21 protein-coding genes and 1 pseudogene are annotated in these 26287 nt (G+C 73.7%); 6 read left to right on the top strand and 16 right to left on the bottom strand.

Annotated elements, in window-relative coordinates:
* Window positions 1-51 precede the first annotated feature (51 nt).
* Window positions 52-1335: a cytochrome P450 family protein gene (locus ACWDVG_RS21675; protein WP_451700971.1), complete on the bottom strand. Its 1284-nt coding sequence runs from the start codon at window positions 1333-1335 to the stop codon at window positions 52-54.
* Between the two features lie 89 nt (window positions 1336-1424).
* Between ACWDVG_RS21675 and ACWDVG_RS21670 the strand changes: the two genes are divergently transcribed.
* A complete protein-coding gene (locus ACWDVG_RS21670; RefSeq protein WP_451700970.1) occupies window positions 1425-2636 on the top strand; it encodes a globin domain-containing protein in 1212 nt (403 codons plus the stop codon).
* A 60-nt stretch (window positions 2637-2696) separates the two neighbouring features.
* On the opposite strand, the gene ACWDVG_RS21665 is transcribed toward ACWDVG_RS21670, so the two are convergent.
* The 3 genes from ACWDVG_RS21665 to ACWDVG_RS21655 form a co-directional block, all read right to left on the bottom strand.
* Entirely contained in the window at window positions 2697-3662 is a 966-nt protein-coding gene (locus ACWDVG_RS21665) for a nucleoside triphosphate pyrophosphohydrolase (protein ID WP_451700968.1), read from the bottom strand.
* Window positions 3663-3681: 19 nt separating this feature from the next.
* A complete protein-coding gene (locus ACWDVG_RS21660) occupies window positions 3682-4353 on the bottom strand; it encodes a SurA N-terminal domain-containing protein (protein ID WP_451700967.1) in 672 nt (223 codons plus the stop codon).
* Between the two features lie 80 nt (window positions 4354-4433).
* Window positions 4434-5462 carry a glycosyltransferase family 2 protein gene (locus tag ACWDVG_RS21655; protein ID WP_451700966.1) on the bottom strand — a complete coding sequence of 343 codons (1029 nt, stop codon included), beginning with the start codon at window positions 5460-5462 and terminating at the stop codon, window positions 4434-4436.
* Window positions 5463-5587: 125 nt separating this feature from the next.
* Here ACWDVG_RS21655 and ACWDVG_RS21650 point away from each other — a divergent pair.
* Window positions 5588-8044: pseudogene (locus ACWDVG_RS21650) on the top strand (YfhO family protein).
* Here the strand turns inward: ACWDVG_RS21650 and ACWDVG_RS21645 are convergent.
* From ACWDVG_RS21645 to ACWDVG_RS21605, 9 genes are all read right to left on the bottom strand, one after another.
* Window positions 8016-8414, bottom strand: coding sequence for a VOC family protein (locus ACWDVG_RS21645; protein ID WP_451700965.1), 399 nt, complete (start codon window positions 8412-8414; stop codon window positions 8016-8018). The pseudogene ACWDVG_RS21650 and the gene ACWDVG_RS21645 overlap by 29 nt on opposite strands.
* An 87-nt stretch (window positions 8415-8501) precedes the next feature.
* Window positions 8502-8888, bottom strand: coding sequence for an LppU/SCO3897 family protein (locus ACWDVG_RS21640; RefSeq protein WP_451700964.1), 387 nt, complete (start codon window positions 8886-8888; stop codon window positions 8502-8504).
* A 164-nt stretch (window positions 8889-9052) separates the two neighbouring features.
* Window positions 9053-10693 carry a protein kinase domain-containing protein gene (locus tag ACWDVG_RS21635; RefSeq protein WP_451700963.1) on the bottom strand — a complete coding sequence of 547 codons (1641 nt, stop codon included), beginning with the start codon at window positions 10691-10693 and terminating at the stop codon, window positions 9053-9055.
* A complete protein-coding gene (locus ACWDVG_RS21630; protein ID WP_451700962.1) occupies window positions 10690-11283 on the bottom strand; it encodes a hypothetical protein in 594 nt (197 codons plus the stop codon). Before ACWDVG_RS21630 ends, ACWDVG_RS21635 begins: the two co-directional genes overlap by 4 nt.
* Before the next feature lie 139 nt (window positions 11284-11422).
* Complete coding sequence (locus ACWDVG_RS21625) at window positions 11423-13228, bottom strand: FG-GAP-like repeat-containing protein (RefSeq protein ID WP_451700961.1); 1806 nt, start codon at window positions 13226-13228, stop codon at window positions 11423-11425.
* Between the two features lie 56 nt (window positions 13229-13284).
* The gene (locus ACWDVG_RS21620; protein WP_451700960.1) at window positions 13285-15120 is read right to left on the bottom strand and encodes a transglycosylase family protein; all 1836 of its coding nucleotides are present in this window, start codon (window positions 15118-15120) and stop codon (window positions 13285-13287) included.
* 98 nt (window positions 15121-15218) lie between these two features.
* Window positions 15219-17246, bottom strand: coding sequence for an FG-GAP-like repeat-containing protein (locus ACWDVG_RS21615; RefSeq protein WP_451700959.1), 2028 nt, complete (start codon window positions 17244-17246; stop codon window positions 15219-15221).
* Window positions 17247-17358: 112 nt separating this feature from the next.
* On the bottom strand, window positions 17359-17631 hold the full coding sequence (locus ACWDVG_RS21610) for a hypothetical protein (protein WP_451700958.1): 273 nt from the start codon (window positions 17629-17631) through the stop codon (window positions 17359-17361).
* Window positions 17632-17637: 6 nt separating this feature from the next.
* Window positions 17638-17931, bottom strand: coding sequence for a hypothetical protein (locus ACWDVG_RS21605; protein ID WP_451700957.1), 294 nt, complete (start codon window positions 17929-17931; stop codon window positions 17638-17640).
* A 280-nt stretch (window positions 17932-18211) separates the two neighbouring features.
* Here ACWDVG_RS21605 and ACWDVG_RS21600 point away from each other — a divergent pair, with 280 nt between their 5' ends.
* Window positions 18212-19198, top strand: a complete 987-nt coding sequence (locus ACWDVG_RS21600; protein ID WP_451700956.1) for a helix-turn-helix transcriptional regulator — start codon at window positions 18212-18214, stop codon at window positions 19196-19198.
* A gap of 72 nt (window positions 19199-19270) precedes the next feature.
* On the opposite strand, the gene ACWDVG_RS21595 is transcribed toward ACWDVG_RS21600, so the two are convergent.
* Window positions 19271-21382, bottom strand: a complete 2112-nt coding sequence (locus ACWDVG_RS21595) for an N-6 DNA methylase (protein ID WP_451700955.1) — start codon at window positions 21380-21382, stop codon at window positions 19271-19273.
* Window positions 21383-21576: 194 nt separating this feature from the next.
* On the opposite strand from ACWDVG_RS21595, the gene ACWDVG_RS21590 reads away from it, so the two are divergent.
* A complete protein-coding gene (locus tag ACWDVG_RS21590; RefSeq protein ID WP_451700954.1) occupies window positions 21577-22407 on the top strand; it encodes a DUF4352 domain-containing protein in 831 nt (276 codons plus the stop codon).
* Between the two features lie 95 nt (window positions 22408-22502).
* Entirely contained in the window at window positions 22503-23258 is a 756-nt protein-coding gene (locus tag ACWDVG_RS21585; RefSeq protein ID WP_451700952.1) for a hypothetical protein, read from the top strand.
* Window positions 23259-23319: 61 nt separating this feature from the next.
* On the opposite strand, the gene ACWDVG_RS21580 is transcribed toward ACWDVG_RS21585, so the two are convergent.
* Window positions 23320-24075 carry an N-acetyltransferase gene (locus ACWDVG_RS21580; RefSeq protein ID WP_451700951.1) on the bottom strand — a complete coding sequence of 252 codons (756 nt, stop codon included), beginning with the start codon at window positions 24073-24075 and terminating at the stop codon, window positions 23320-23322.
* 74 nt (window positions 24076-24149) lie between these two features.
* Complete coding sequence (locus ACWDVG_RS21575) at window positions 24150-24836, bottom strand: HNH endonuclease family protein (RefSeq protein ID WP_451700949.1); 687 nt, start codon at window positions 24834-24836, stop codon at window positions 24150-24152.
* 95 nt (window positions 24837-24931) lie between these two features.
* Between ACWDVG_RS21575 and ACWDVG_RS21570 the strand changes: the two genes are divergently transcribed.
* A complete protein-coding gene (locus tag ACWDVG_RS21570) occupies window positions 24932-26218 on the top strand; it encodes an SGNH/GDSL hydrolase family protein (protein ID WP_451700948.1) in 1287 nt (428 codons plus the stop codon).
* The last annotated feature ends 69 nt before the right edge of the window (window positions 26219-26287 follow it).

The raw sequence follows: 26287 nt of genomic DNA, 5'->3' as shown, positions 1-26287 counted from the left end.
GCGGCATTCGAACGTCCGTCACAAGTCGGTCGACCCGCGATCACGTGAAGATCACATTTCTGACGCGGACTCAGCTCCGTGCACCCGTACGGAAGGGGTGAACTCCACCGGAAGCGTCCGCAATCCCCGCATGATGAGCCCACCGCGCCACCGGAGTTCGTCCGGGTCGACGGCAAGTCGCAGGTCCGGCAGGCGCGTCAGCAGGGTCGCGAGCGCCGCCTGCCCCTCCAGGCGCGCGAGCGGCGCTCCCAGGCAGTAGTGGATGCCGTGCCCGTACCCGAGGTGCTGGTTGTCCCGCCGGGCGAGGTCGAGCGTGTCCGGCTCCGCGAACCGCGCCGGGTCCCGGTCGGCCGCGGCGAGCACCACGAGCACCGGATCGCCCGCGGGCACGGCCTGCCCGCCGATGGTCAGGTCCCGCGTCGCGTACCGCCAGGTCGCCAGCTCCACCGGCCCGTCGTGGCGGAGCAGCTCCTCGACACCGGTCTCCAGGAGCCCCGTCTCCCCGGCCGCCAGCGAGGCCTGCAGCCGTGCCCGCTGCCCGGGGTGGCGCAGCAGGGTGTGGGTGCCGTTGCCGATGAGGTTGATGGTCGTCTCGAAACCGGCGAAGAGCAGCACGAAGCACATCGCCGTGGCCTCGGCCTCGGTGAGGTGGTCCCCGTGGTCGCTCGCCCGGATCAGGCCCGAGATCAGGTCGTCGGCCCCCTCGTGGCCCAGGGTCTGCCGCTTGCGGTGGATCAGCTCCGCGAGATAGCCGCGGATCTTCTTCACCGACCGCGCGACCCCGCCGCGCGGCCCCCCGCCGTGCCGGATCATCATCCCGGCCCAGTCCCGCAGGTCGTCCTGGTCCTCGGGCGGCACGCCGAGCAGGTCGCAGATGGCGTAGATGGGCAGCGGGAAGGCGAACTCGTGGATGAGGTCCGCGCTCCCCCGCTCGACGAAGCCGTCGATGAGCCGGTCGGTCAACTCCTGCACGCGCGGCGCGAACTCCGCCACCCGGCGGGGCGTGAACGCCTTGGAGACCAGCCGCCGCAGCCGGGTGTGGTCCGGCGGGTCGATGTTCAGCAGGTGCGTCATCAGTCCGGCGCTGCGCTCGCCCGGGATGCCGGTCTTCCCGGGCTCCGCGTGGTGCACCGGGTTCTTGGACAGCCGCTGGTCGGCGAGCGCCTGCCGGGCGTCCGCGTACCGGGTCACGAGCCAGGCCTCGACGCCGCTCGGCAGCGTGGTCCGGTGCACGGGCGCGTGCTCCCTGAGCCAGGCGTAGGCGGGGTACGGGTCGGTGGCGAACTCCCAGGTGAAGAGCTCGGGCGCGGACGGGGAAACGGACGGATCACTCACCCCCCGACCGTACCGCCCGCCCGCGCGGCGGCCCCGCGCGGAGAACGTGTGACGGAGCCGTGAAGGCCCGTGCCCTAGATTCTTGCCCCGTGGATGCCCAGCTGCTCAGAAGCACCTTCGCGGTCGTCGAGAGACGGGCCGAACACGCCGTCACGTTCTTCTACTCGCACCTCTTCTGGCACAACCCGGGCGTACGCGACCTCTTCCCCGCCGACATGGCGCCCCAGCGCGACCGGCTGTTCGCCGCGCTCGCCCATGTCGTGACCCGTCTCGAGGACCCCGGCCTCGCCGGCTACCTGGGCCGTCTGGGCCGCGACCACCGCAAGTTCCTCGCCTCTCCCCCGCTGTACGCGGCCGTCGGCGAGAGCCTGCTCGCCGCCTTCGCACACACCGCCGGCGCGGCCTGGACGGTCGAGGCCGAGAAGGCCTGGACCGAGGCGTACGGGAGGGTCGCCGACCTCATGCGGGCGGGCGCCGAGGAGGCCGAGCGGGCCGGGCAGCCCGCCTGGTGGGACGCGGACGTCGTCCGCCACGAGCGGTACGGCGAGGACCTGGCCGTCCTCACCCTGCGGCCCCGGCAGCCCTTCCCGTACCGCCCCGGCCAGTACGCGAGCGTCAGCTCGCTGCACGTCCCGCGCGTCTGGCGCACCTACTCCCTCGCCAACGCGCCCCGCCCCGACGGCACGGTCGACCTGCACGTGAGCCGCATCCGGCGCGGCGCGATGAGCACGGCCCTCGTCGACCGCACGGCCCCCGGCGACGTGCTGCGGCTCTCGGCCGCCGGCGGCGGGCTCTGCGCGGCCCCGGACGGCGACGGGCCCCGCACGTACATCTGCGCGGGCACCGGCTGGGCCCCGGTGAAGGCCCTCCTGGAGGAGGCCGCGGCGCACGCGCCGGACGTCCCGGGGCGTCTCTTCGTCGTGGCACGCGCCAAGGAGTACCTCTACGGGCGGCGGGACGCGGAACGGCTCGTCGCCCAGCTGCCCGGCGTGAAGGCCACCTACATCACCTCGGCCCCCCGACGGCCCCGGGACCAGGCGACCGAGCGGCTCCTCGCCGCGCTGCGGGCCTGCGGGCACTGGTCGGAGCACGACGTCCGCCTGGCGGGCCCGCCGGGGTTCCTGTCGGAGGTCGCCGAGACCCTGACGGAGCTGGGCGCCGACCCGGACCGCATCCGTCACGACGCGCTGCCCTCGGTGGGCCGCTCCGTCCCGCGCCCGGCCACCCGCGCGGAGTGGCTCCTGTCGCCGCCCCCGCTGCTCTGGCACGACCCGGAGGCCCGCGCCCCGCGAGACTCCTAGGCCGCGTCCGGAAAGTCCCGCCTGGCCTTAGGGCAGACGGCGCTGCTCTCCGGACTCGGCCTAAGCCGTGAGCCCCTCGGCCGCGCGGATCGCGTCCCGGTAGACGCGCGCCGCCGCCCGCAGGGCCGCCTCGGGGTCCACGCCGTCCGCCTCCGCCCGGGCGGCGAGGGCGAGCAGCTCGTAGCCGATGCCCTCGCCCGTCGGCGGGGCCACGTCGAGGCCGGCCGTCCGCACCCGGCTCGCCAGCTTCGTCGCGAGCGCGAGGCCGGGCTGCCCGAGCGGCACCCCGTCGGTGACGGACTCGCGCTGCTTCTCGACGGCCTTGGTGCGCAGCCAGTGGGCGCGCACCTCCTCGGGCGTCTCGGCGGTCGCGTCGCCGAAGACGTGCGGGTGGCGCAGGATCAGCTTCTCGACGATCGTCGCGGCGACGTCGTCCACGGAGAACGGCTCCTCGGGGTCCTCCTCGGCGATCCGGGCGTGGAAGACGACCTGGAGCAGGACGTCCCCGAGCTCCTCGCGCAGTTCGTCCCGGTCGCCGTCCTCGATGGACTCGACGAGTTCGTACGCCTCCTCGATGGCGTACTTGGCGAGCCCGCGGTGCGTCTGCCGGGAGGACCAGGGGCAGGTGCGCCGGATGCGGTCCATGACCTGCACGAGGTCCAGGAGCCGGGCGCCCGGCAGGTCGTACGAGCCGGGGAGCAGCTCCAGGTCGGGCATGGCGACCCGGCCGGAGCCGGCGAGCCGGGCGAGCCCGTCGGTGAGGTCGCCGTCGCCCTCGCCGGAGGGCAGGACGACGACCGTGCGGCCGCCGGCGCAGGCGTCGACGAGCTCCTCGGCGGTGGGCCGGGCCCGCTCGACGGCGATCCCGGCCTCCTTCAGGTACGGCAGCTGGGGGTGGTGCTCGTCGGGGCAGAGGACCCGGTCCGCGGCGCCCAGCGCCTGCCAGGCGGGCCAGGACAGGAGTCCGGGCGCCACGCGGTGGCTGGCGGTGAGCAGGATGATGCGGCCGGGGCTCTCAAAAGTCACCCTCCGAACCTACCGCCCCTCAGGCACCGGCTTCCACGGTGCCCGGGGCCTGGCTGATCTGCCGGAGCCACGGGGTGCCCTTGGTGCCGCCGGTCAGCTGGACCTGGGCGTCGTCCCAGGCGCCGTAGCGGGGGTTCACGTCGATGTCGAGGGACTTCGAGGCGGCGCTGAAGACCTCGGTGAGCTTCTGCTGGCCCTCGGGGCTGTCGGTGACGCCGAGCTTGGCGGCGATCTTGTTCATCAGGACGTTGCGCCGGACGACGTCGTCGATCTGGTCGGGGGCGACGGCCTGCTGCTGGAGGAGGGCCTCCGCCAGCCGGTCCTCGCCGCCGCTCTCGCGGACGAAGGCCGCGTGGGTCTGCTGGAGCTCGGCGCGGTTCGCGGTCACGCCGAGCTTCGCGGCGACGGCGTCGACGACCCGGTCGAAGATCATCCCGTTGAGTTTCTGGCGGCCGAGGTCCCCGCTGGTCTTGAGGAGCTCGTCGGCGTGCGGGGACGCCTCCTGGGCGCTGCGCGCGTCCCGCACCTGGTTCTGGAGGCTGGACACCTCGATGCGCTCGCCGCCGACGATCGCCGCCGCCCCTGGGTGGGCGTCGCTGCCGCAGGCGGTGAGCAGCGGGGCCGCGGCGAGCAGCGCGGCGGAGACGGTGAGTGCCGCGCGGCGGCGGTTGGGGCGGTTGCGGCGGTGCACAGGAGCCTCCCGGGCTGGTCGTGCGTCAGTTGGACGACCTTGCGGTGATCGATGTTAGGGAGTCGCCGGGGCCGTAGCCACTACTTCGGAGCGACTGTTTCCCACAACGACCCACCCGTCCGCCGGGTGTCGCCCCGTCCCTCGCGTCCCGGGCCCCGCCCCGCGGCCGCCTCCGCGTCGCGTTCCGTGCCCGCCTCGGTCTCGGCGACCAGGTAGTGCGGGCGGCGCTTCACCTCGTAGTAGATCCGGCCGACGTACTCGCCGATGAGCCCGACCATCACCATCTGGACCCCGGCGAGCGCGGTGACGGCGACGAGCAGGGTGACGTAGCCGGGCGTGTCGACGCCGTGGGCGAGGGCGTCGGCGACGATCCAGGCCGCGTAGGCGAGGGCGAGGCCGACGAGGAGGAGCCCCAGGTAGACGGCGGCGCGCAGCGGCTTGTTGTTGAAGGAGAGCAGGCCGTCGAGCCCGTAGTTGAGGAGCTTGCCGAAGCTCCACGTGGAGCGGCCCTGCTCGCGGACGGCGTTCTCGTAGGCGAAGGTCGTCGTGCGGAAGCCGACCCAGGAGAAGAGGCCCTTGGAGAAGCGGTTGTACTCGCCGAGCCCGAGCAACGCGTCGACCGTGCGGCGCGAGAGCAGCCGGAAGTCGCCGACGCCGTCGACGAGTTCGACGTCGACGAGCCGGTTGACGGCCCAGTAGTAGAGGCGGGCGGTGAGGGTGCGGGTCACCCGGTCGCCCTCGCGGGTGCGGCGGGCGACGACCTGGTCGTACCCCTCGGCGTGCAGCGCGACCATGCGGTGCACCAGCTCCGGCGGGTGCTGGAGGTCGGCATCCATGATCACGACGGCGTCGCCGCTCGCGTGCCGGAGTCCGGCGAGCATCGCGGACTCCTTGCCGAAGTTCCGGCTGAAGGAGACGTAGCGGACGCGCCCGGGGTCGGTGGCGGCGAGCCCCTGGAGCAGGGAGAGGGTCCGGTCCCGGCTGCCGTCGTCGACGTAGACGATCTCGAACTCGCCGTCGAGTCGGCCCAGTTCGGTCGTCACGCGGTCGTGGAAGCGGGTGAGGACGTCCTCCTCGTTGAAGCAGGGGACGACGATCGAGAGCAGCACGGGCCCCACGACAACGGAGCCCGGTGACCCGGCCCGCCCGACGGGGTGGCGGGCAGACGACCATTCGGTGAACGGGCCCGCCGCGGAGCGGATGTCCGGCCGTTCGCTGACATATTCGAACCGCCATGCCGACCACACGCCCCTCCGCCCCGCCCGCCGCGCCGCGGGCCGCACCCGCCGCCGAGCCCCGCGCCGGACGCCGCGCCGCCGGACGCCGCGCCGCCGGACTCCGCGCCGGACTCCTCGCCGCCCTGCTGACCGTCCTCGGCACCTGCGGCGGGGACGCCGTCGCCCGCGTCTTCCCCTTCGGGCCGCGCCACCGGGCCGTCAACGACCTGGCCAACCAGTTCGTGCCGTACCACGCCTACCTCTGGGACCTCCTCCACGGCCGCACCGAGGGCGGGCCGCCGCTCCTGGACTGGCGGGCCGGCTGGGGCACCAGCTTCCTGCCCGACTACGGCACCTATCTGTCGAGCCCCTTCGCCCCGCTGGTCGCGCTGCTGCCCCGCGACGACATCGAGTACGCCGTGTACGGCGTGACCGTCCTCAAGACGGCGGTCGCCGCGGCCGTCATGACCGTGCTGCTGCGCCGCCTCGGCCCCGGCGGACCCGGACCCGCCGGGCCCGCCGGGCCCGCCGGGTGGTGGTGGCCGGCGGTGCTCGGCGCCGCGTACGCCCTGTGCGGATGGTCCCTCGCCGAGGGCACGTACAACCCCATGTGGCTGGACGGGCTCGTCGCCTTCCCGCTGCTCTGACTCGTCGGCGAGTGGGTACGGGACGGCAGGCGGCCGCTCCTCGGGCCACTGGTCGTCGCCGTCTGCTGGCTCGCGAACTTCTACACCGCCTACATGGCCACCCTCGGCGCCGCCCTCGTCCTCCTCGTCCGCCTCGCCGAGACCGGCACCTTCCGCCCGCGCACCCTGGGGCGGGCGGTGCGCACGACCGGCCTCGGCGTCGGCCTCGCGGCCCCCGTCCTCGTCCCCGTGCTCCTCGGCTCGCGCCACGCGCACCCGGGCGTCGTCCGGGAGTTCGCCCCCGCGCCCGCGACCGACCTGCTGGCCCGGCTGCTGCCCGTGACCTACAGCTTCGCGACCCCCGCCGCCTTCGTCTGCACCGCCGTACCGCTCCTCGCGGCCACGCTCCTCTTCCGGCGCGACGTGCCGGGCGCGCGGCGGTGGCTGTGGCCGGGGCTCTGCGCGGCCGTCGCCGCCTCCCTCCAGTGGGGCCCCACCCATCTGGCCTGGCACGCCTTCGCCACGCCCAACGGCAGCCCCTACCGACAGACCTTCGTCCTCTCCGGCGTCCTCGTCCTCGCCGCCCGGGCCGCCCTCACCCACGGCCCGCCCGACCGGCGTGCCCTCCTCGGCGGCGCCGCCGTCGTCCTCGCCCTCGGCGCGGGCGCCCTGCCGAGCCCGCTCGCCACCCGCTGGGCCCTGCTGCTCGGCGCGGCCGGCCTCGCCGCCGTGTCGGTGGCGCTGCTGCTGCCCCGGCGCGGTCGGTACGGGCTGCTCGCCGCGCTCCTCGTCATGGGCACCCTCGTCGGGCAGGCCGCCGCGACCACCGCGCACGCCGACCGGGAGCGCCCGGCCCGGCTCGACGACTACCCGCCCTGGGGGCCGGAGCACGCCCGGCGGGCGGCGGCGCTCGCCGCCGCGGACGGCTGGCCCGCCCACCGCACCGATCCCGGCCTGCCCCGGGTGGCGGGCAACGACCCGCTGCTGCTCGGCGGCCAGGGCGCCGCCGCGTACAGCAGCCACACGCCCGCCGTCCTCACCGCGACGCTGTCGGCGCTCGGCGGCGGCTGGACCTCGCGCGGCCGGAACCTGCTGAGCCTCGACAACCCCGTGACGGACGCGCTGTTCGGCGTCGGCGCGCGCTGGCGGGACGGCGCGGTCGTACGGTCCCGGGCCCTGCCCCTGGTGACGGTGCGGCCCTCCGGTCCGCCGCCCGCCCTCGGTCCGTCGCCCTTCCGCAACCAGGAACTCCTCCTGGGCGCCCGCGTGTACGAGGCTCCGCGCGCGGGGGCGTGCCGCGTCGGCACCGAGGTCTTCCTCTGGGCTCCCGACGCCACCGGCACGGCCCGCCTCGGCGACCGGGAGGCCCGTCTCCTCGGCGGCCGGCCGAAGCGCCGGGCGGCCCTGACGTCCCTGGGCGTCCAGCGGGTGCCGGGCGCGCGGCCGTCCGTGCCGGCGGGCGGCGCCGCCGAACTGGCCTGCCTGGACCACGACCGGCTGCGCGGGGCGGTGGCGGAGCTGCGCGCCCGGGCGGCGACCTCCGTGGAGGTCACGGGGGCGGGGCTGCGGGCCCCGCTGCCGCCAGGGACCGCGGGCACGGCGGTGGTGGCGGCGCCGCGGATCGCGGGCTGGACGTGCGACGGCGTCCGGGCGGGCGCGTACGCGGGCCTTCTCGCGACCCCGGTCTCCCCCGCCCGCTCCACCCTGACGTGCACGTTCCGCCCGCCGGGGCTGCGCCTCGGCCTGACGACGGCGGCGGCGTCCCTGCTGCTGCTGGTGGTCCTGGCGGCCCTGGCGGTGCGGAGAGGCGCGGCGCGCGCTACGGGCGGGCGTACGGCCTGGTCATGATCTCCATGTTGTGGCCGTCCGGGTCGTCGAAGTACGCGCCCCGGCCGCCGAAGAGGGAGTTCACCTTGCCCGGCTCGGTGTGCTGCGGGTCGGCGTAGTAGGTCACGCCCGCCGCTTCGAGGCGGTCGATCATCGCGTCGAAGTCCTCGTCGGGGACGAGGAACGCGTAGTGGTTGGGCTGGATCGGCGTCGTCCGGTCCTCGTAGTAGTCGAGGGTCACGCCGTTGGCGAGGTCGACGGGGAGGAAGGGGCCGAAGGGGGCGCCGACCCGGAGGCCGAGGATGTCGGCGAGGAAGTGCGCGGCGCGGGAACGGTCGGAGGAGTAGACGACGGTGTGGTTGAGCTGGATCGCTGTGGATTCTTGCGTCACCGGCCGACCGTAGCCCGCGCCCTGCTCGTCGACCAACGAAAAAGGGCTGGAACCGATCGGTTCCAGCCCTTTCAGCGTGAAAAACGCCTACTTCTTGACGACCTCGTCCAGGCAGAGGACGAACTTGTCGGACTCGAGCTGCTGGGCGAGCGCCGACAGCTCCTGGCCGCACTTGTTGAGGTCGAAGGTGTTGTCGTGCACCTGGACGACCTTGTAGAGGTCGGGCTTGCCGGAGGAGCAGTCCGCCGTCTCGACCTTCGGGTCGTTCTCCTCGCCGGTCACGATCACGCACTCACCGGCCTTGGCGTGCACCGGGGCGTCACCGGTGAGGTGCGGCAGGCCGAGCTTCACGGCAACGGCGACGATGATCGCGACGACGATGCCGCCGATCTTCTTCAGCAGGCCGTTCTTCTTCTTCGCGGGAGCCTCGGGCTGCTGCTGCTCGGGGGTGAGAGGCGCGGAGGGCGTCGTCATGAGGAGTTCCTTGCAGGCGCGGACATGATCAGACGCGAACGTTACATGCGCCAAAACAGACAAAAGGGATCGGGAAGATCCACTTCCTGATCAGTTGCGGAAGCGTGACCCTGGCGCCCCGTCAGGACCCCCTCCCGTCACCGGAAGGAGGCCCCCGGACACCGTCAGGGACGGGGACCCAGCTGCCGCTGGTGGTCGAGCACCCGCCGCAGGTCACCCGGGAGCGGGTGGTAGGGGCCGTACGCCCGCTCCGCGTCCAGCAGCAGCCGCTGGAGCTGCGCCTGACCCGCCGTGTGCTCCCCCGCCGCCACGAGCAGCAGCGCGATCCGCTGCCGGATGTCGAACGCCCGGGCCGGGTCCGCGCCCGGCTGTTCGTAGTACGGCAGGACCGCGCGGAACTCCGCGAGCGCGGCCGCCGCCTCGCCCAGCTGCTCCAGGCACAGCCCGGCGTCGTAACGGAACTGGAGGGTCGCCGGGTCGGCGGGCCCCGCCTCCGCGGCGCGGTCCTCCGCGAGCCGGCGCAGCTCCGGCAGCGCCCGGCGGTACTGGCCGTCGTCCATCAGCGTCGAGGCGTACTGCTTGCGCAGGATGTGGACCACCGGTGACCGCTCGCCGTGCTCGGCCGCGGCGGCGGGCAGGATGCCGCCGAGAATGTCCACGGCCTGCGTCAGCGAGCCCTCGCCGAGCAGCCGCTTCACCTCGTCGACGGCGGCGGCCACATCGGTCCGGGTGACCGGCCGGTGCCCGAGCGGGGCCCGCGGGTCGGTGCGCGGATCCGTGCGGGGAACGGCCGGGGAACCCGTCCGGGGGTCCGTGCGCGGGTCCGCCCCCGGGGCGGTGCGCGGATCCGTCCAGGCGGACGCGGCCTGCGGCGCCGGGGCCGCCGCCGCCAGGGGCCGGTCCGGCCAGGGCGCGTGCGGCCGCAGGAACGGCCGCGTCGGGTCCATCGGCCCCGCCGGGGCCCCGCGCGCGGGCAGCAGCGGCAGCAGATGCTCGTACACCTCGTGCGCGCCCGCGGGGCGGTCCGCCGGGTCCTTGGCGAGCAGCCGCAGCACGAGCGCCTCCAGCGGCTCGGGCACCTCGGGCCGCAGCTGCCGCAGCGGCACCGGGGGCTCGTACAGATGGCGGTGGAGCACCCCGAGCGCCGTCGAGCCGGCGAAGGGCACGTTCCCGCTGAGGAGTTCGTGGAGCAGCACGCCCAGCGCGTACAGGTCGGTCGACGGGCCGACGGCGCCGCCCATCGCCTGCTCGGGCGCCATGTAGGCGGGGCTGCCGATCGGCGAGCCGGTGTGGGTGAGCCGGGTGGTGTCCGTGTCGAGGACGGAGGCGACGCCCAGGTCCAGCACGACGAGGGAGCCGTCCGGGCGGATCATCACGTTCCGCGGCTTGAGGTCCCGGTGCACGATCGGTACGGCGTGGACGGCGGCGAGCACCGCGCACAGCTGCGCGGCCACGCTGACCGCCCACGGCCAGGGGTACGGGTCGTGCTCGGCGAGGTGGTCGGCGAGGTCGGCGCCCTCGACGTACTGCATGACGAGGTACAGGTCCTCGCCGTCGCTGCCCGCGTCGTGCACGGTCACGAGTCCGGGGTGGCCGACCTGCGCGGTGACCCGGCACTCGCGCACGAAGCGGCGCCGCAGCTCGTCGGCGGAGGTCGCGGGGCCGGTGATGCCGGCGGGCCGCAGCAGCTTCACCGCCACCCGGCGGTCCAGCCGGCCGTCGTACGCCGTCCAGACCTGCCCCATCCCGCCCTGTCCGATGACGGTCGCGAGCTCGTACCGCCCGCCGACGACCCGTCCGTTCACCGGTGTCCTTCGCCTTCGCCCGCGGTCCCCCGGTCCTTCCTGAGCAGATCGCTCAGCTCGTCGAGCTCGGCCTTCACCTGCTCGATGCGGGGCGCGGGAGCCGCGCCGTGGGCGGCCCCGGTGACGGGTGGCGGCACGGGCGGGTAGCCGTAGGCGTGGGGGCCGGGAGCGGGGTTCGGGACGGTGACGGCGGTGCCGGGGGCGCCGCCGTAGGGGTACGCGTACGGCGGCGGGACGGCCGCGGCCGCGCGCCGCTCGAAGTGGCGGATCTCCGCGACGAGGTAGTACGCGATCGAGCCCGCCGCCAGGGCCACGAGGGTGCCGACGCCGAGGAACGCCTCCAGGTCGCTGCCCTCCTTCTCGGCGGTGAGCCCGATGTACACGAAGAGGCCGGTGGCGGCGGCGAGCGCGGTCCCGAACAGCGCCCAGTCCACCTTCCGCCGCGTCACGACCGCGAGCCGCAGCAGCGGCGCCCACCCCAGGAACCCGCAGCTGCCCAGGGCGAGCACCACGAAGAGCACCCGCAGCGCGATCAGCCCACCGGAGGAGGGGCCCTGCGGTGAGGAAGGCGGCTGCGGCGGGCCGTACATGGGCGCTCCTGGTCGGACGGACTCGGACGGGTCGGGTGCGGAGACGAGCGTATACACCTGTGTCCGGCAACGGTTCCCCGATGTGCGGAACCGTTGCCGGACGGTGAGGCCGACGGACGGCGGAGGCGGAGGCTCCGGATCAGCTCATGGTGGTGATGGTGTTCCAGCCGCTGGCGCCGACGACCGTGCTCGGCCCGTCGACCGGGGTCGTACCGGACGTCCCGCCCGCGTAGAACCGGAGGGTGCCGGTGCCCTCGGCGGTGGTCGTCCACATGTCGGCGGTGCCGTCGCGGTCGGCGTCGGCGCCGCCCGCGATCAGCGGACGGTTCGCGGTCGTGTAGTTGGTGCCGTAGGTGGTGCGGCTGCCGAACGTGCCGTCGGCGCGGCCGCGGTACAGGTACAGGACGCCGTCCCGGGTGTCCCGCGCCAGGAGGTCCGGGAGGGTGTCGCGGGTGACGTCGCCGGGGGCGGTGATCGTCATCGGGTCCCAGCCGCCGCTGCCGATCTCACGGGCGGCCTTCACGGCGGGGGCACCGGTCGCGGCGAGGTCGTTCTCGTACAGCCACAGCTTGTTCTCCGCCGCGACGACCAGGTCCGTACGGCCGTCGCCGGTCATGTCGCCGACGCTGACCACCTGCGCGTCGGCCGCCACCGTCCCCAGGGCGACCGGGGGCCGCAGCCGGCCGTCCATGCCGCCCGGGTACACGCGCAGCTGGGTGCCGATCCGGGCGACGAGGTCCTCGTGGCCGTCGCCGGTCCAGTCGCCCCGGTGGCTGACCGAGGCGCCGAGCCAGCCGCCGTTGCCGAGCTGGTGGCGCGAGGTGACCCCGCCCCGGCCGTCGCCCGGGTAGACGTACAGGGCGCCCGTGGTGTCGACGGCGACCAGGTCCGGCGTGCCGCCGGAGCCGCGCAGGTCACCGGGGACGCGGACGGGGGCGGGCTGGTCGCCGACGCGGACGACGACGGGGGCGTGGTCCGAGAAGCCGTTGGGCGTCACGCCCTCGACGTTCGGGGTCGTGTCCATGCGGTCCTCGTCGATGTCGCAGGACGCGATGGCCCGGCTCGTCCCCGGCGCGCTCACGAAGACGTGGTCGAACTCGTGCCAGGTGTGGCTCGTGCCCGTCCAGCCGTGGTGGGTGGTGCCGGTGACGCAGTGCTCGTACGCCCCGGCCAGCGGAGCCAGCAGGTCGTTGTCCGCCGCGCGGTTGAAGTCGCCGCCGACCGCGCTCCGCCCCAGGCCGTGCCGGGTGGTGAAGCCGTCCACGAAGTTCTTGACGTTCGTGATCTGCTCCGCGATCCGGGGATCGGTGGAGCCGGGGATGATGTGCGTGTTGCAGACGGCCGTCGACCTGCCGGTCACGGCGACGCACTGCACGGGCAGCGACCGGTGGTCGCTGACGGACGACGACGTCGGCACCGCGTTGACGTGGTCCCGCGCGCTGATCCCGCCCTTGACCGCGATCAGGTTGCCCAGCCTGCCGCCCTTGAGGACGCCGCGGCAGGGGCTGCCGTACGTCCCGGAGCTCTCCGCGGTGTCGTCCCAGCGCCGGACGGGGGCGAAGTCGAAGCTCCAGCCCGCCGGGCCGAGGATCTCCTTCAGCCGCCGCTGGTGGTATCCCTCCACCTGCGGGACGGTGTCGACGACCGCCGGGACGCCGTCCGGGGCACCGCACACCTCCTGCATCACGATCGCGTCGGCCCGCTGCTCCTGGAGCAGCTTGACGATCTCCTGGACCTTGGCCTCGTTGTCGGCCGTCGTCAGCCGGGAGGGGCAGAAGCCGTCGGAGCCCCGGCTGCCGCCGGCCTCGCCGCAGATGTTCCACGACACGATGGTCATGGGGGAGGTCACGGCCGCCGTGGTGGCGGCCTGGGCCCCCGGCGCGGCCAGACCGAGGAGGGTCATGCCACCGGCGAGGAGCGCGGTCGGGATGCGGGTGAGTCTCATCGTGTGTCCTACGGGTCCTGGGGGCGGGGATGCGGGTCTGCCGGGGAGGGGGAGGCTCAGGCGAGGTCGCTGGAGATCCAGTTCCAGCTGCCGGAGCTCGCGCTGTCCCAGCTCATGACCGGGTTGGCGAAGTCGGTGCCGGTGCTGGTGAACTTCCACAGGCCGGTGCGGTTCGTGCCGTCGGCCTGACGGCCGTAGTGGTAGAGGACGCCGACGTCGGCCTTGCCGTCGCCGTTGAAGTCGCCCGCGGTGACCTTGCTGGCGTCGGCGTTCCAGCTGCCGGTGCCCGAGTCCCACTTCCGCGACGGGTTGGTGAAGTCGGAGCCCGTGGAGGTGAGGGTCCACAGCGCGGCCTTGTTGCGGCCGTCCTCGGCCTGGCCGTTGTCGTAGAGGATGCCGACGTCGGCCTTGCCGTCGCCGTTGAAGTCGGCGGCGGTCGCCTTGGAGCGGTCCCAGTTCCACGAGCCGAAGGCGGTGGAGACGTTGTCCCACTTCTTCGACGGGTTGCCGAAGGCCGTGCCGGTGGAGGTCAGCGTCCACAGGGCGGTGACGTTGCTGCCGTCCGTCTGCCGGCCGTTGTTGTAGAGGACGCCGACGTCGCTCTTGCCGTCGCCGTTGAAGTCGCCGGCCAGGAGCTTGGAGCGGTCCCAGTTCCACGAGCCGGTGCCCGTGGAGACGTTGTCCCACTTCCGGGCCGCGGTGAAGCCGCTGCCGGTGGAGGTGAGGGACCAGAGCGCCGTCCGGTAGGTGCCGTCCGTGTCGCGCCCGTTGTCGTACAGGATGCCGACGTCGTCCTTGCCGTCGCCGTTGAAGTCGCCGGAGGTCACCTTGGAGCGGTCCCAGGTCCAGGAGTCGGCCACGGCGGTGTTGTCCCAGCGCTTCACCGGGTTGGCGAAGTCGGTGCCCGTGCTGGTGAGGGTCCACAGGACGGTCGCGTGGGCGCCGGTCTGGGAGACGCCGCTGTCGTAGAGGACGCCCAGGTCGTCCTTGCCGTCGCCGTTGTAGTCGCCGGCGGTGACCTTGGAGCGGTCCCAGTTCCACGAGCCGAAGGCGGTGGAGACGTTGTCCCACTTCCTCACGGGCGGGCCGAAGCCGGTCCCGGTGGACGTGAAGGTCCAGACGGCCGTCCGGTAGAGGCCGTCCGTCCCCTGGCCGTTGTCGTACAGGACGGCGACGTCGTCCTTGCCGTCGCCGTTGAAGTCACCGGTGGTGCGGGCGGTGGTGGCCCGGTTCGCGGTGAGGAAGGAGACCCCGTCCGACAGCGGGCCGGTCTGTCCGGCGTCGTTGACGGCCCGAACGGTGACCGTGTGGGCGCCGTCGGTGAGCGTCGTCGTGTCGAGGGAGACGGAATAGGCGGGGCCCGAGCCGGTGTCCGTGCCGACGGCCCGGCCGTCGACGTAGAACGTCGCCTGCGTCGGGGTGCCGACGGCGTCGGTCACGGAGGCCGTGAGGGTGATCGTGCCGGTGGCCACCGTGCCCGAGGCGAGCCCGGTCACCTTGGAGACCGGCGGTACGGGGTCGGGGTACGGGTCCGCGTGGTCGGCGCCGAGGTTCGCGAGCGGGCCGCAGTGCGGCCACGCGCCCTCGCCCTGGACCTTGAAGACCTTCTCGGCGATGAGGATCTGTTCCTTCTTGGTGGCGAGGTCGGCGCGGGCGGCGTAGGCGGTGCCGCCGAACCCGTTCCAGGTGGAGGCCGAGAACTGCAGGCCGCCGAAGTAGAGGCCGTTGGCGCTGATGACGGTCCAGTCGCCGCCGCTCTCGCACTGGGCGACCTTGTCCCAGGTCTCGACGGAGGCCGCGGAGGCCGTTCCGGCGGAGAGGAGGGTGCCGGCGAGGCCGGCCGTGACGACGAGCGCGGTGGCGGTGGTGAGCGTGCGGGGGCGGCGGGACATGGTGACGGGGCTCCTGGGGCGAGGGGGACGGCGTCGGTCGGGGTGCCGGGGGCCCGGCCGGCCGGAGGGTGTCCGGCCGGCCGGGCCCCGCGGGGGCGTCAGCCGAGCTTGCTGGCCTTCCAGTTCCAGCTGGTCTGGCCGGCGCTGTCCCAGCTCATGACCGGGTTGGCGAAGTCGGTGCCGGTGCTGGTGAACTTCCACAGGCCCGTGCGGTTGGTGCCGTCGTCCTGGACGCCGTAGCCGTACAGCACACCGATGTCGGTCTTGCCGTCGCCGTTGAAGTCACCGGCGGTCAGCTTGCTGGTGTCGGAGTTCCAGCTGCCGGTGCCCGAGTCCCACTTCTTGGACGGGTTGGTGAAGTCGCTGCCGGTGGAGGTGAAGGTCCACAGCGCCGACAGGTTGCGGCTGTCCTCGGTCTGGCCGTTGTCGTAGAGGACGCCGACGTCGGCCTTGCCGTCGCCGTTGAAGTCACCGGTGGTGACCTTCGAGCGGTCCCAGTTCCAGGAGCCCGTGGCCGTGGAGACGTTGTCCCACTTCTTCGACGGGTTGGTGAAGTCCGAGCCGGTGGAGGCGAGGGTCCACAGGGCGGTCACGTTGGTGCCGTCCGTCTGCTGGCCGTTGTCGTACAGGATGCCGATGTCGGCCTTCCCGTCGCCGGTGAAGTCGCCGGAGACCATCTTGGAGCGGTCCCAGTTCCAGGAGCCGGTGCCCGTGGAGACGTTGTCCCACTTCTTCGACGGGTTGGTGAAGTCCGAGCCGGTGGAGGTGAGCGTCCACAGGGCGGTGACGTTGGTGCCGTCCGTCTGCTGGCCGTTGTTGTAGAGGACGCCGACGTCGTCCTTGCCGTCCGCGTTGAAGTCACCCGTGGTGACCTTGGAGCGGTTCCAGTTCCAGGAGCCGGTGCCCGTGGAGACGTTGTCCCACTTGAGGACGGGGTTGGTGAAGTCCGTGCCGGTGGAGGTGAAGGTCCACAGGGCGGTCTTGCTGGTGCCGTCCGTCTGCTGGCCGTTGTTGTAGAGGACGCCGATGTCGTCCTTGCCGTCGCCGTTGAAGTCACCGGTGGTGACCTTCGAACGGTCCCAGTTCCAGGAGCCGAAGTTCGTGGAGGCGTTGTCCCAGACCTTCACGGGCTGGTTGAAGCCGGCCCCGTTGCTCAGGTACGTCCACAGGCCGGTCTCGTACGAGCCGTCCGCCTGCCTGCCGTAGTCGTACAGGACGCCGACGTCGGCCTTCCCGTCGCCGTTGAAGTCGGCGTGGAAGGTGGAGGTGGCCTCGCCGTTGGAGGTGATGATCTGGGAGCGGGAGGCGCCGGTGTTGCCGTTGGTGTCGGTGACCTCGGCGGCGACGATGTGCTTGCCGTCGGGGAAGCGGCTGGAGTCCAGGGCGAAGGAGTACGGGGCCTGGGTGAGCTTGCCGCTGACCGGCTCGCCGTCGACGTAGTACTGGACGGAGGCCACGCCGTAGGTCCCGGCGGTGGTGGAGGCCGTCAGGTTGGCGACGCCCGAGACCGTGCCGGTGGCGCCGCTGAGCGCGACCCGCGGCGGGGTGGCCTGCTGCATCTTCGGAGAGATGTACCCGCTGATGCGCTGGCTGCCGAAGGGCGCCTGGCCGACGCGCCAGCTGGACGTCGTGTTGGTCCTGACGCTGTTGCTCTCGTTGCCGCCGGTGATGGTGACCTTGCCGTCCGCGACGCCGGTCACCATGGCAACGTGCTGGGCCCAGCCGCCGGAGTACTCGTACACGACGGCGTCACCGACGCTGGGCGTGTAGGTGGGGCTGGTGTGGAGGGTCCCGTACTTCTGGCCGTAGGTCCAGAAACTGGAAGCGGCGTCGGTGAGCACGGCCTGACCCGTCACGTTGTACTTCGACCAGACCCAGCCGACGAAGTCGGCGCACCAGGCGTGGTGGGCACCGCCGTTGCCGTCGCAGCTGTTCCTCTGCATCAGACCGTTGTGGTAACCGCCGTTGGCGCACGGGCCGTTGCCCGTCTGGCTCTTGGCGAGCGTCGCCATCTCGGTGAGCTCCGAGGCGTGGACGGGGGACGTGGCGAGGCCCGAGAGGGCGGCGGCGACGACGAAGGAGGCGAGGCCGACGCGGAGCGGGCGGGGCAGGACGGCACGGGACACGGAGGTACTCCTGACGGTGACATGGCGGTGCCCTGGGCGGGGACGCGCGGGGAAGAGGAAGGGCCTGGCCCGGGAGACGGGCGGGCGGCCGGGGTCGAGGGCCCCGGGAGGTTCAGCGGGTGCCGGAGAGCGCGTAGCCCTGCGCCGCGACGGCGTGGGACACCCGGTCGAGAAGGCAGCGCATGCGCGGCAGGGCGATGTCGTCGGCCGCGGCGCGTACGAAGAGGTAGAGGTCGAGGCCGTCGTCGGTGAAGCGGGCCTTCACGTGCTCCAGCCCGTCGGCGGGTACGGCGTGGGCCCAGAGGAGGTCGGTGACGACGGCGAGGGTTTCCTGGCGAGGGGGGGCTCCCGACGGTGCCGTCAGGGAGGCCAGGATGATGCGCACGGCAGGTCAGTCCCAGCTGATGGCGTTCTGCTGGGCGGCGGGTGCGGACACCTCGGCCGAGTCCCAGCTGATGGCACCGGGGGCGTCGGCGGCCTGGACCGAGTCCCAGCTGATCGCGTCCGCACCGTCACCGGCCGGGATCGAATCCCAGCTGATCGCGCCCGAACCGTCACCGGCCGGGACCGAGTCCCAGCTGATCGCGCCGGGGGCTTCGGTGGCCTGGACCGTGGTGACGGCCGATCCGGCGGAGAGCAGGGCGGCGAGGCCGGCGGCGGCGAGCAGTGCGGGGACGCGCGACATGACATTCCTTCGGTCGACGGAGCGGAGCGGTACGGAGCGGAGCTGCGCGGATCGGGGGACGGAACCCTTCCTGCCCGGCCGGGGCGGGGAGCGGGTTTTCCCCGCCGCCGTCCTCGTGATCACCACTCTGCCGCCCGTCGGCACCCCCCGGAAGGGATGACGACTGTCGCCAAGCTGCCAGGCAGCTTGCTGCCACCGCGACCCTTCTGACTGATCGTCACACGCCTGTCATCAGGTATTTTCGGCCTGTCAGGCTTGATGCAACCCAGGGGGGGTTGAAGTGCTCGAAGCATTGGGGCTCGGCATCGACGAGGAAAGCGTCTACCAGGAGATGCTCGTGTCTCCGGCGGGCGGAGTGGAGGAACTCGCCGCACGTCTGGGCATGACGGAGGCCCGCGTCAGGGACGCGCTCGACCAGCTGGTCGACCTCGACCTGCTGGCACCGTCACAGGACGTCGGGAAGGGGCTGCGGGCGGTCTCGCCCGACGTGGGCCTCGAGGTGATGATCCGGCGGCAGGAGGAGGAGCTGGCCCGCCGGCAGGAGGAGCTCGCGCGCAGCAAGGCCGCGGTGGCGCGGGCGGTCGCGGCGTACGCGCACCTGCGGCCCAACACGGAGACGGAGCAGGCCGAGCGGCTCGTGGGTCTCGACGCGATCCAGACCCGGCTGGAGGCCCTCACGCGCGGCCTCTCCGACGAGCTGATGTCGATCATGCCGGGCGGCGCCCAGTCGCAGCGCAGCCTGGACGCGTCGCGGCCGCTGGACGAGGCGGCGCTGCGGCGCGGCGTGCACATCCGGGCGGTGTACCAGGACAGCGCCCGCAACGACGGGCCGACGCTGGCGTACGCGCAGTGGACGACGGAGCTGGGCGGCCTGGTGCGCACGAGCCCCGTGCTGCCGCCGCGCATGGTGGTCTTCGACCGCCGGACCGCGCTCGTCCCGATCGACCCCGAGAACTCGAAGCTCGGGGCGCTGTGCACCTCGTCGCCCGGGATCGTCGCCTCGCTCCTGTCCCTGTTCGAGCAGACCTGGGAGACGGCGGTGCCGCTCGGCGCCGACCACCGGCAGCCGTCGGAGGACGGCATCAGCAGCAGCGACCGCGAGCTGCTGCGGCTGCTCGCCTCGGGGCTGACGGACGAGGGCGCGGGCAAGCGGCTGGGCATCTCGGTGAGGACCGTGCGCCGCCAGATGGCCGGTCTGATGGAGCGGCTCAACGCCACGAGCCGGTTCGAGGCGGGGCTCAAGGCCGCGCGCTGCGGCTGGTTGTAGGCCGCCTCCGCGGGCGTACGACGCGCGAAGGCCCTCCGGTCCGAATGGATCCAGGAGGGCCTTCGCCGTTCCTCAGGGCGCGATCGTGCCGTCGGCCAGGCCGTCGTGGAGGCCCTGGACCAGCTGTTCGCCGAGGCGGGCCGTCAGGCGCAGGGACTCCTCGAAGGCGGCGAGGGCACGGAACCGCTCGCCGAAGCGGCGCTGTTCGGCCAGCGGCAGGCGGGGCAGCTGGAGGCGGCGGACGTCGAGCCGTGTCGCGGTGGAGGCGTAGCTGCTGGCCTGGCGGGTGTTGGCGGTGGCGCGCAGGAAACCGGCCAGGAACCAGGGGTCGAGGGCCGCCGGGTCGGCGCGCAGGAGCTGGAGGTTGCGGCCGAGGGCGGCGCCCGCGTCGGCCGCGGTGACGACCCGGACCGCCGTGCCGCCGCCGAGGACCGGGACGACGACGTCACCGGCGGCGAGGAGCACCGGCTCCTCGGGCGGGCCGTCGGGGAGCGTGCCGGACGGCGGCTGGGCGACGAGGACGTCGTGGTCGGTGAGGACGGCGACGGGCGCGCCCGTCGGAGCCGTACCGGTGCCGCCCGCGCGCAGGACGAGGGCGCCGGAGCGTGCGAGTTCGCCGACGGTCGTCACGGGCCTGCGGGCCGGGGAACCGGCGGGGGCCGGGCCGGTCGCGGGCGGCGGGGTGAGTTCCCGGGTGCGGCGCAGGGTCTCGGTCAGCCGCTCGCGCACCCCGGCCAGCTGGTCCGCGCCCTCGGCGGCGGCGGGGGGCGGGAGGTGGCGGGCGGGGGTGAGGTCGACGTCGTCGTCGAGGAGTTCGATGACGGGGACGGAGCGGCTGGCGCCGGGCGTCCCGGTGAAGGTGCCGTCCCGGTCGAAGGGGGTCCAGGCGTCCAGGACGGCGGTGTGGACGGCCTGCCAGTCGAGCCGGTCGCGGGGGGCCGCGCCGCCCTGGGGCGGGTGCTCGGACGCGGTGTCGACGAGGAGGAGTTCGGCGGCGGGCCGCCCGCCGGGGACGGGCTTGCGCAGGACCCAGAGGTGGAGCGGGATGCCGTACGGGGGCGCGGCGCCGGCCGGGAGGGCGACGACGGCGCGCAGGGCGCCGCGGCGCAGGAGGTCGGCGCGGATGCGGCGGCCGGAGCGGCGGGAGGCCGCGGCGGGGGGCATGAGGAGGACGGCGGTGCCGCCGGGGCGGAGGCGGGCCAGGGCGTGCTGCACCCAGGCGAGCTCGGACTCGGTGCGGGCCGGGAAGCCGTACTCCCAGCGCGGGTCGTAGGCGAGTTCGTCGTGGCCCCAGTTGCGCTCGTTGAACGGCGGGTGGCACAGGACGGCGTCGGCGGCGAGCGTCGGGAAGGCGTCGGAGCGCAGGCTGTCGCCGCCCTTGACGCGGACGTCGGCGTCGGTGGTGAGGGCCAGGCGGAGGGAGGTGAGCGCGGCGAGGTCCCGGTCGGCCTCCTGGCCGTACACGGCGGCGGGGTGCGCGACGGCCCGCAGCAGGGCGCCGGTGCCGGAGGCGGGGTCGAGGACGGTGAGGCCGGGGCTGCCGGGGGCGCCGGGGGTTTCGTCGCGGGGGTTGGTGGCCGCCAGCTCGGCCATGAGGGCGGCGGGGCCGGGCGGGGTCAGCGTGTACTGGCGCGGGTTGGCGTCGAGGTGCCGGCCGAGCAGGAACTCGAAGGCCTGGCGGGCGCCGGTCTCGGCGGCCAGCTCGGCGGCGCCGCGCATCAGGGGCACGGACGGCGCGAGTTCGGTGGGGGTGGGGGTGAGCACGGCGCGCACGTGGCCGAGGCGCTCGCCGAGCGTCTGCTCCAGGGCGACGGAGAGGACGCCCGCCAGCCGCTCGTCCGGCAGCGCGGCGAGCGAGGGCCAGGTGGCCGCCCTGTCCCGTACGAGGAGGAGGACGCAGCCCGCGTGGACGAGGGCGGCGACCGCGCCGGCCGGGTGGGCCGCGATCTGCTGCCAGACGCGCTCGCGGAGCGGGACCTCGGCCAGTTTGCCCTGGGCGCGCAGCCACTGCTCGACCTCGGTGAGGGCGAAGGAGGGGCTGGTCTCGGTGCCGCCGACGGGCTTGGGGAAGTCGGGGTGGCGGCGGCGCCAGTTGCTGACGGCGGCGCGGCCGACCCCCGCGAGCCGGGCGATCCCGGCGGCGGTCACCTCCGGCGTACCCACCTCTGCTGCGTGTTCGGGCACGTGACCCACTCTCCCCGGTTCGGCCTCAGGTCCGTCTCGTCCTCGTGTGATCCGATCTTACTGACGAACGTACGCGACACCACTTCACAGCGTGAGCCGATTCGTTTTTCGTGAACAATGTTGACTCGGTTCACAGGCTCTGATGTGATTGACCCATCGCGCCAGACATCTTCTCTGTCCGGGAGGACACACTCATGTCGTACGGAACGCCGCACCCGCCGGTCCAGCAGCCCCCCGTCGCCCTGCGCAACGGTCTCGGAACGGCGGCCCTGGTCCTCGGCATCATCGGTACGCTCGCCGGACTCATCCCGCTCCTCTTCTGGCTTGCGGGCACGCTGGGCCTGATCGCCCTGATCCTGGGCCTGGTCGGCAAGGGCCGTGTGAAGCGCGGAGAGGCGAACAACAAGGGCGTCACGCTCACCGGCGTGATCCTGGGCGCGGTGTCCCTGGTCCTCGCGACCGTGGGCCTGATCATCACCGTCACCGCCGTGAACGACGCGGTGGACGAGATCGACAAGGCCATCGAGAGCATCGAGACCCCGACGCCCGGCGCCTCCGCGCCCGGCGCCGCGGGCAGCGCGAGCGCCAAGCCCGAGGCCCCGGCCTCGGAGGGTGCGGGCGGCGCCAAGGCGGAGACCCTGGAGGACGGCGACTCGTCCGTGTACGACGACGACCTGACGGTCACGGTCTCCGACCCGAAGCCGTACAAGCCGGGCGAGTTCGCGATCGGTCACACCGCGGGCAACAAGGCCTACCAGGTCACCGTCGTCATCGAGAACGCCGGCAAGGAGAAGTTCGACGGCGCGCTGTTCACCCTGGAGGCCCGCGCCGGCCAGGAGGGCGTGAACGCCGAGCAGATCTTCGACGGCAAGGTCGGCGAGGGCTTCAACGGCACGGTCCTGCCCGGCAAGAAGGCCACCGCCACCTACGCCTTCAGCACCCCCGCCGCCGCCAAGAACCTGACCGTCGAGGTCAGCCCCGGCTTCGAGTACGACTCCTCGCAGTGGGAGCTGAAGATCGGCTGACCCGCCGACCGGCACGGCAGGAGCCAGGGGGCCGGTCCACCGGCCCCCTCCCCCTTTTTTCACCCGTTTTCCCGCACCACCCCCGGAGACCTCCCATGCGTGCCCACCCCCGGCCCCGGACCCCCCGCGCGGCCCTCGCCGCCGCGCTGTGCACGGCGGCCCTCGCCCTCGGCGCCACCGCCTGCGGGCCGTCCACCCCGAGCGAGGAGAGGGCCGCGGGCCCCTTCGCGGAGCTGACGGGACCGCAGGTCGTCACCAAGGCGATGGCGGCCACCCGGGCCGCCGACTCCCTCACGATGAACATCTCCCTGACGGACGCCGACGGCCCCCTCAAGGCCTACGTCTCCGCGGACGTCCGGCAGAACTGCACGGGCACGCTCACCATGGGCACGACCGGCACGGCCGAACTGCTGAAGGCCGACGCAAAGAACGCCTACTTCCGCTTCGACGAGGCCTTCCTGCGCGCCGATTCGGCGGGCGAGACCCGCGAGGTCCAGGAGGCCGTGCTCAAGGAGCTCAAGGGCCGCTGGACGAAGCTGTCGGTGTCCGACCCTGAGGCGAAGGACATGCTGGAGTTCTGCGACCTGTCCGCGTTCCTCGACTCCTTCGAGGGCAGCAGCGAGGCCGTGAAGGGCGCGGAGACCACCTTCGGCGGCCGCAAAGCCCTCGTCCTGACGGAGAAGGACGGCGCCGAGACGTACACGATGCACGTCGCCACCGAGGGCGAGCCGTACGTGCTGGGGCTCACGGTGACCGGTGGCGACGAGCCGATGACGGTGACCTTCAGCGGCTTCGACCGGCCGGTGAAGGTCAGGGTGCCGGCACCGAAGGACGTCGTCACCCTGGACTGACGCCGACGGCGGGCCTCGGACACGGGCCTCGGATGCGGCGACGGGCCTCGGACGCGGTGGCTCAGACGCGGTGGCGGACCCACACGTTGGGCTCGACGTACACCGCGTACCCCCGCGAGGCCTCGCAGTGGACCGGGACGAGCGCGCCCTCGACCTCGACGGGGCCGTCGGTGTCGAAGGGGAGACCGGTCCAGGACCGCCACTGCTCCACGGAGCCGGGGACGGTCATCGACGCCGGGGCCACCGCCTCGATGGTGCCGCCCGCGCGGACGTGGACGCGCAGCCACGGGTCGTGCGGCAGCCCGTCCGCCTCGCGGGTGCGGAAGGCGTACTCGTGGATGGAGGCCGCCGCCTCCAGGTGCTTGCCGTTGGGCCGGACCGGCGCCACCAGCTCCGAGAAGCCGAGCGCGCGGGCGTTGTCCCGCATGGCCGCGAGCATCCGGTACGAGACGCCCTTGCCGAGCGCGGACGTGCCGACGGTGATCTCGATCGCGCTGACCGTGTCGGCCTTCCGCCCGTGGCGCAGGTCCGAGAACGCCCAGAGCAGCACCTCGTCCCAGCCGCGGGAGGGCAGCTCGCGCCGGCCGTCGACGTCCAGCGCGAAGGGCACGCTGAAGCCGCGCGCGACGACCGCGCCGTCCGCGTCGGTGGCGACGAGCACGTACTCCGGCAGGTCGCGCGCGATCCGGCCCACGTTCGCCCAGCCGACCGGGTCGTGCATCATGAACTCCGGCCACAGGTCCGACATGGCCCATATCGCCCCTTCGAGCTCGGGGCGTTCGGCGAGGGTCGTGATGTGCAGCGCGTCCAGGTCCATGGACCGGAGGCTAACGATCACCGCCCGACCTGCTCAAACGTTTTTGCGGAGCCGCCGCGCCCGCGCCCGTCCCGTCACGGCAGCCGCTGCTGCGGGCAGGCCGCGAGCACCCGCTTCATCGCGTCCCGCTCGGCCCGCGTCACCCACACCCCGTACTTCTGCTTCACCGCCACCTGCCGTGCCACGTACGGGCAGCGGTACGAGCGGTTCTGCGGCAGCCAGGTCGCCGCGTCGCCGTCCGACTTGCGGCGGTTGGCCGTGGCGTCGACGGCGAGGAGGTTGAGCGGATCGTTGGCGAAGCGGCGCCGGGTCTCCGCGTCCCACTTCTGCGCGCCCTTCTGCCAAGCGTCGGACAGCGCCACGACGTGGTCGACGTCGACCTTGCTGCGGCCCCGGACGTAGTCGACGGTGGTGCCCGTGTACGGGTCGTCGGTCAGCGTCCCCGAGGCCACCTTGCAGCGGCCGTCCGTGAAACGGACCCCCGTCAGGTCGCGCCTGAGTATGTCGTCCCGCGTCCCGCAGCCGTTGCCGTCGACGTCGGCCCAGGCCCGGCCGAACTTCTCCCGCTCGTAACCGGTCTTCGGCGCACGGCCCTTGACCGTCAGCCCGTCCACGGCGGCGAGCGCCGAGCCGCGCGCCGCGGGCTGCCCCGCCGAACCGCCGTCCACCGGCGGGCTCTCCGTCCCCGGCGTACAGGCCGCCGCGAGCAGGGCGAGGGCGGCGAGGGACGAGGGGCCGAGGGTCCTTCGAGAGGTGCGCACCCAAGAATCCTAGGCATGATGTCCGTACCGAAACCCTGACGGAACGACAGAACGGACGGCCACGCCCCATGACCGCGGACGGAGGACCCCACGCCATGACCACGCACCCGGCTCTCCGGCGGACCGCAGCCTCCCTCGTCGCCCTCGCCACGGCCGCGGCCCTGACGGCCTGCGGCGGTGACGTCCGCCCCCGCTCCCTGATCCAGGGCGACCCGCCCTCCGCCCGCCCGGCCGGTTCCGCGGCGCAGCCCGCGGCCGCCGCATGGCGCGGCGCCTGGGCGGCCTCGCCGCAGCCGCCCGGCGCGGGCAACTGGTCCGCGGCGGGCTTCCGCGACCACACGCTGCGCCAGTCCGTGCGCCTCACCGCCGGTGGCGCCCGGCTGCGGATCGAGCTCAGCAACCGCTACGGCACCCGTCCGCTGCGGATCGCGGCGGCCACCGTCGCCCGCAGCGGCGAGGGCGGCGCGATCGTGCCCGGCACCGCCCGGCGGCTGACCTTCGCGGGCGCCGGTGCCGTCACGGTCCCCCGGGGCGGCACGCTCCTGAGCGACGCCGCCGCCCTCCGGGCCGACGCCTTCGACCGGGTCACCGTCACGCTCCGGCTGGCCGAGGCCACCGGCCCCGCCACCGTCCACCGCGTCTCCCGGTCCACCGTGCACCGCGCGACGGGCGACCACGTCGACGACACCGGGGGCACGGCGTTCACCGAGACCGACAGCGCCTGGTACTACCTGACGGGCGTGGAGGTGTTCGGCGGCGCCGGGACGGCCCGGGACGGCGTCGTCGCCTTCGGCGACTCCCTCACCGACGGCTCGGGCTCCAGCCGGGACGCCGACCGCCGCTACCCGGACGTCCTCGCCGAACGCCTCGCCGCCGCGGGCCGCCCCCGCGCCGTCCTCAACCACGGCATCAGCGGCAACAAACTCACCCTCGACCGGGGCCGGCTCGGCGAGAAGGGCGTCGCCCGCTTCGCCCCCGACGTGCTCGCCGAGCGGGGCGTGCGGACGGTCCTCGTCCTGGAGGGCATCAACGACCTCGGCGACACCGAACCCGCCGACGTCACCCTCGACCAGCTGATCGAGGCGCACCTCTCCCTCGTGCGGCAGGCCCGCGCCCGCGGCCTGCGGATCGTCGGCGCCACCCTCACCCCGGTGAAGGGCTCCGGCTACTACACCCCCGAGAACGAGGCCCAGCGCGACGCCTTCAACCACTGGATGCGCACCTCGGGCGTGTACGACGCGTACGTCGACTTCGACCGGGCCCTCGCCGACCCGGCCGACCCGGACCGGATGCTCCCCGCGTACGACTCGGGCGACCACCTCCATCCCGGGGACGCGGGCTACCGGGCGATGGCCGAGGCCGTCGACCTCGACGCGCTGTGAACGGCGGAGGGGGTGCGCGGCGCCGGGGCTCGGCATCCTGCTGCTGCACGGACCCGGGGGCCAGGGCAA

The sequence above is a fragment of the Streptomyces sp. NPDC003327 genome (genome assembly GCF_053589515.1).
This window is presented reverse-complemented; position numbering and strand designations above follow the sequence as displayed.

Coding starts and splice junctions, on each gene's coding strand:
- ACWDVG_RS21640 (WP_451700964.1), bottom strand. CDS start 8,888: ATGACGACGCCCTCCGCGCCTCTCACCCCCGAGCAGCAGCAGCCCGAG.
- ACWDVG_RS21630 (WP_451700962.1), bottom strand. CDS start 11,283: ATGTACGGCCCGCCGCAGCCGCCTTCCTCACCGCAGGGCCCCTCCTCC.
- ACWDVG_RS21625 (WP_451700961.1), bottom strand. CDS start 13,228: ATGAGACTCACCCGCATCCCGACCGCGCTCCTCGCCGGTGGCATGACC.
- ACWDVG_RS21620 (WP_451700960.1), bottom strand. CDS start 15,120: ATGTCCCGCCGCCCCCGCACGCTCACCACCGCCACCGCGCTCGTCGTC.
- ACWDVG_RS21605 (WP_451700957.1), bottom strand. CDS start 17,931: ATGTCGCGCGTCCCCGCACTGCTCGCCGCCGCCGGCCTCGCCGCCCTG.
- ACWDVG_RS21590 (WP_451700954.1), top strand. CDS start 21,577: ATGTCGTACGGAACGCCGCACCCGCCGGTCCAGCAGCCCCCCGTCGCC.
- ACWDVG_RS21585 (WP_451700952.1), top strand. CDS start 22,503: ATGCGTGCCCACCCCCGGCCCCGGACCCCCCGCGCGGCCCTCGCCGCC.
- ACWDVG_RS21580 (WP_451700951.1), bottom strand. CDS start 24,075: ATGGACCTGGACGCGCTGCACATCACGACCCTCGCCGAACGCCCCGAG.
- ACWDVG_RS21570 (WP_451700948.1), top strand. CDS start 24,932: ATGACCACGCACCCGGCTCTCCGGCGGACCGCAGCCTCCCTCGTCGCC.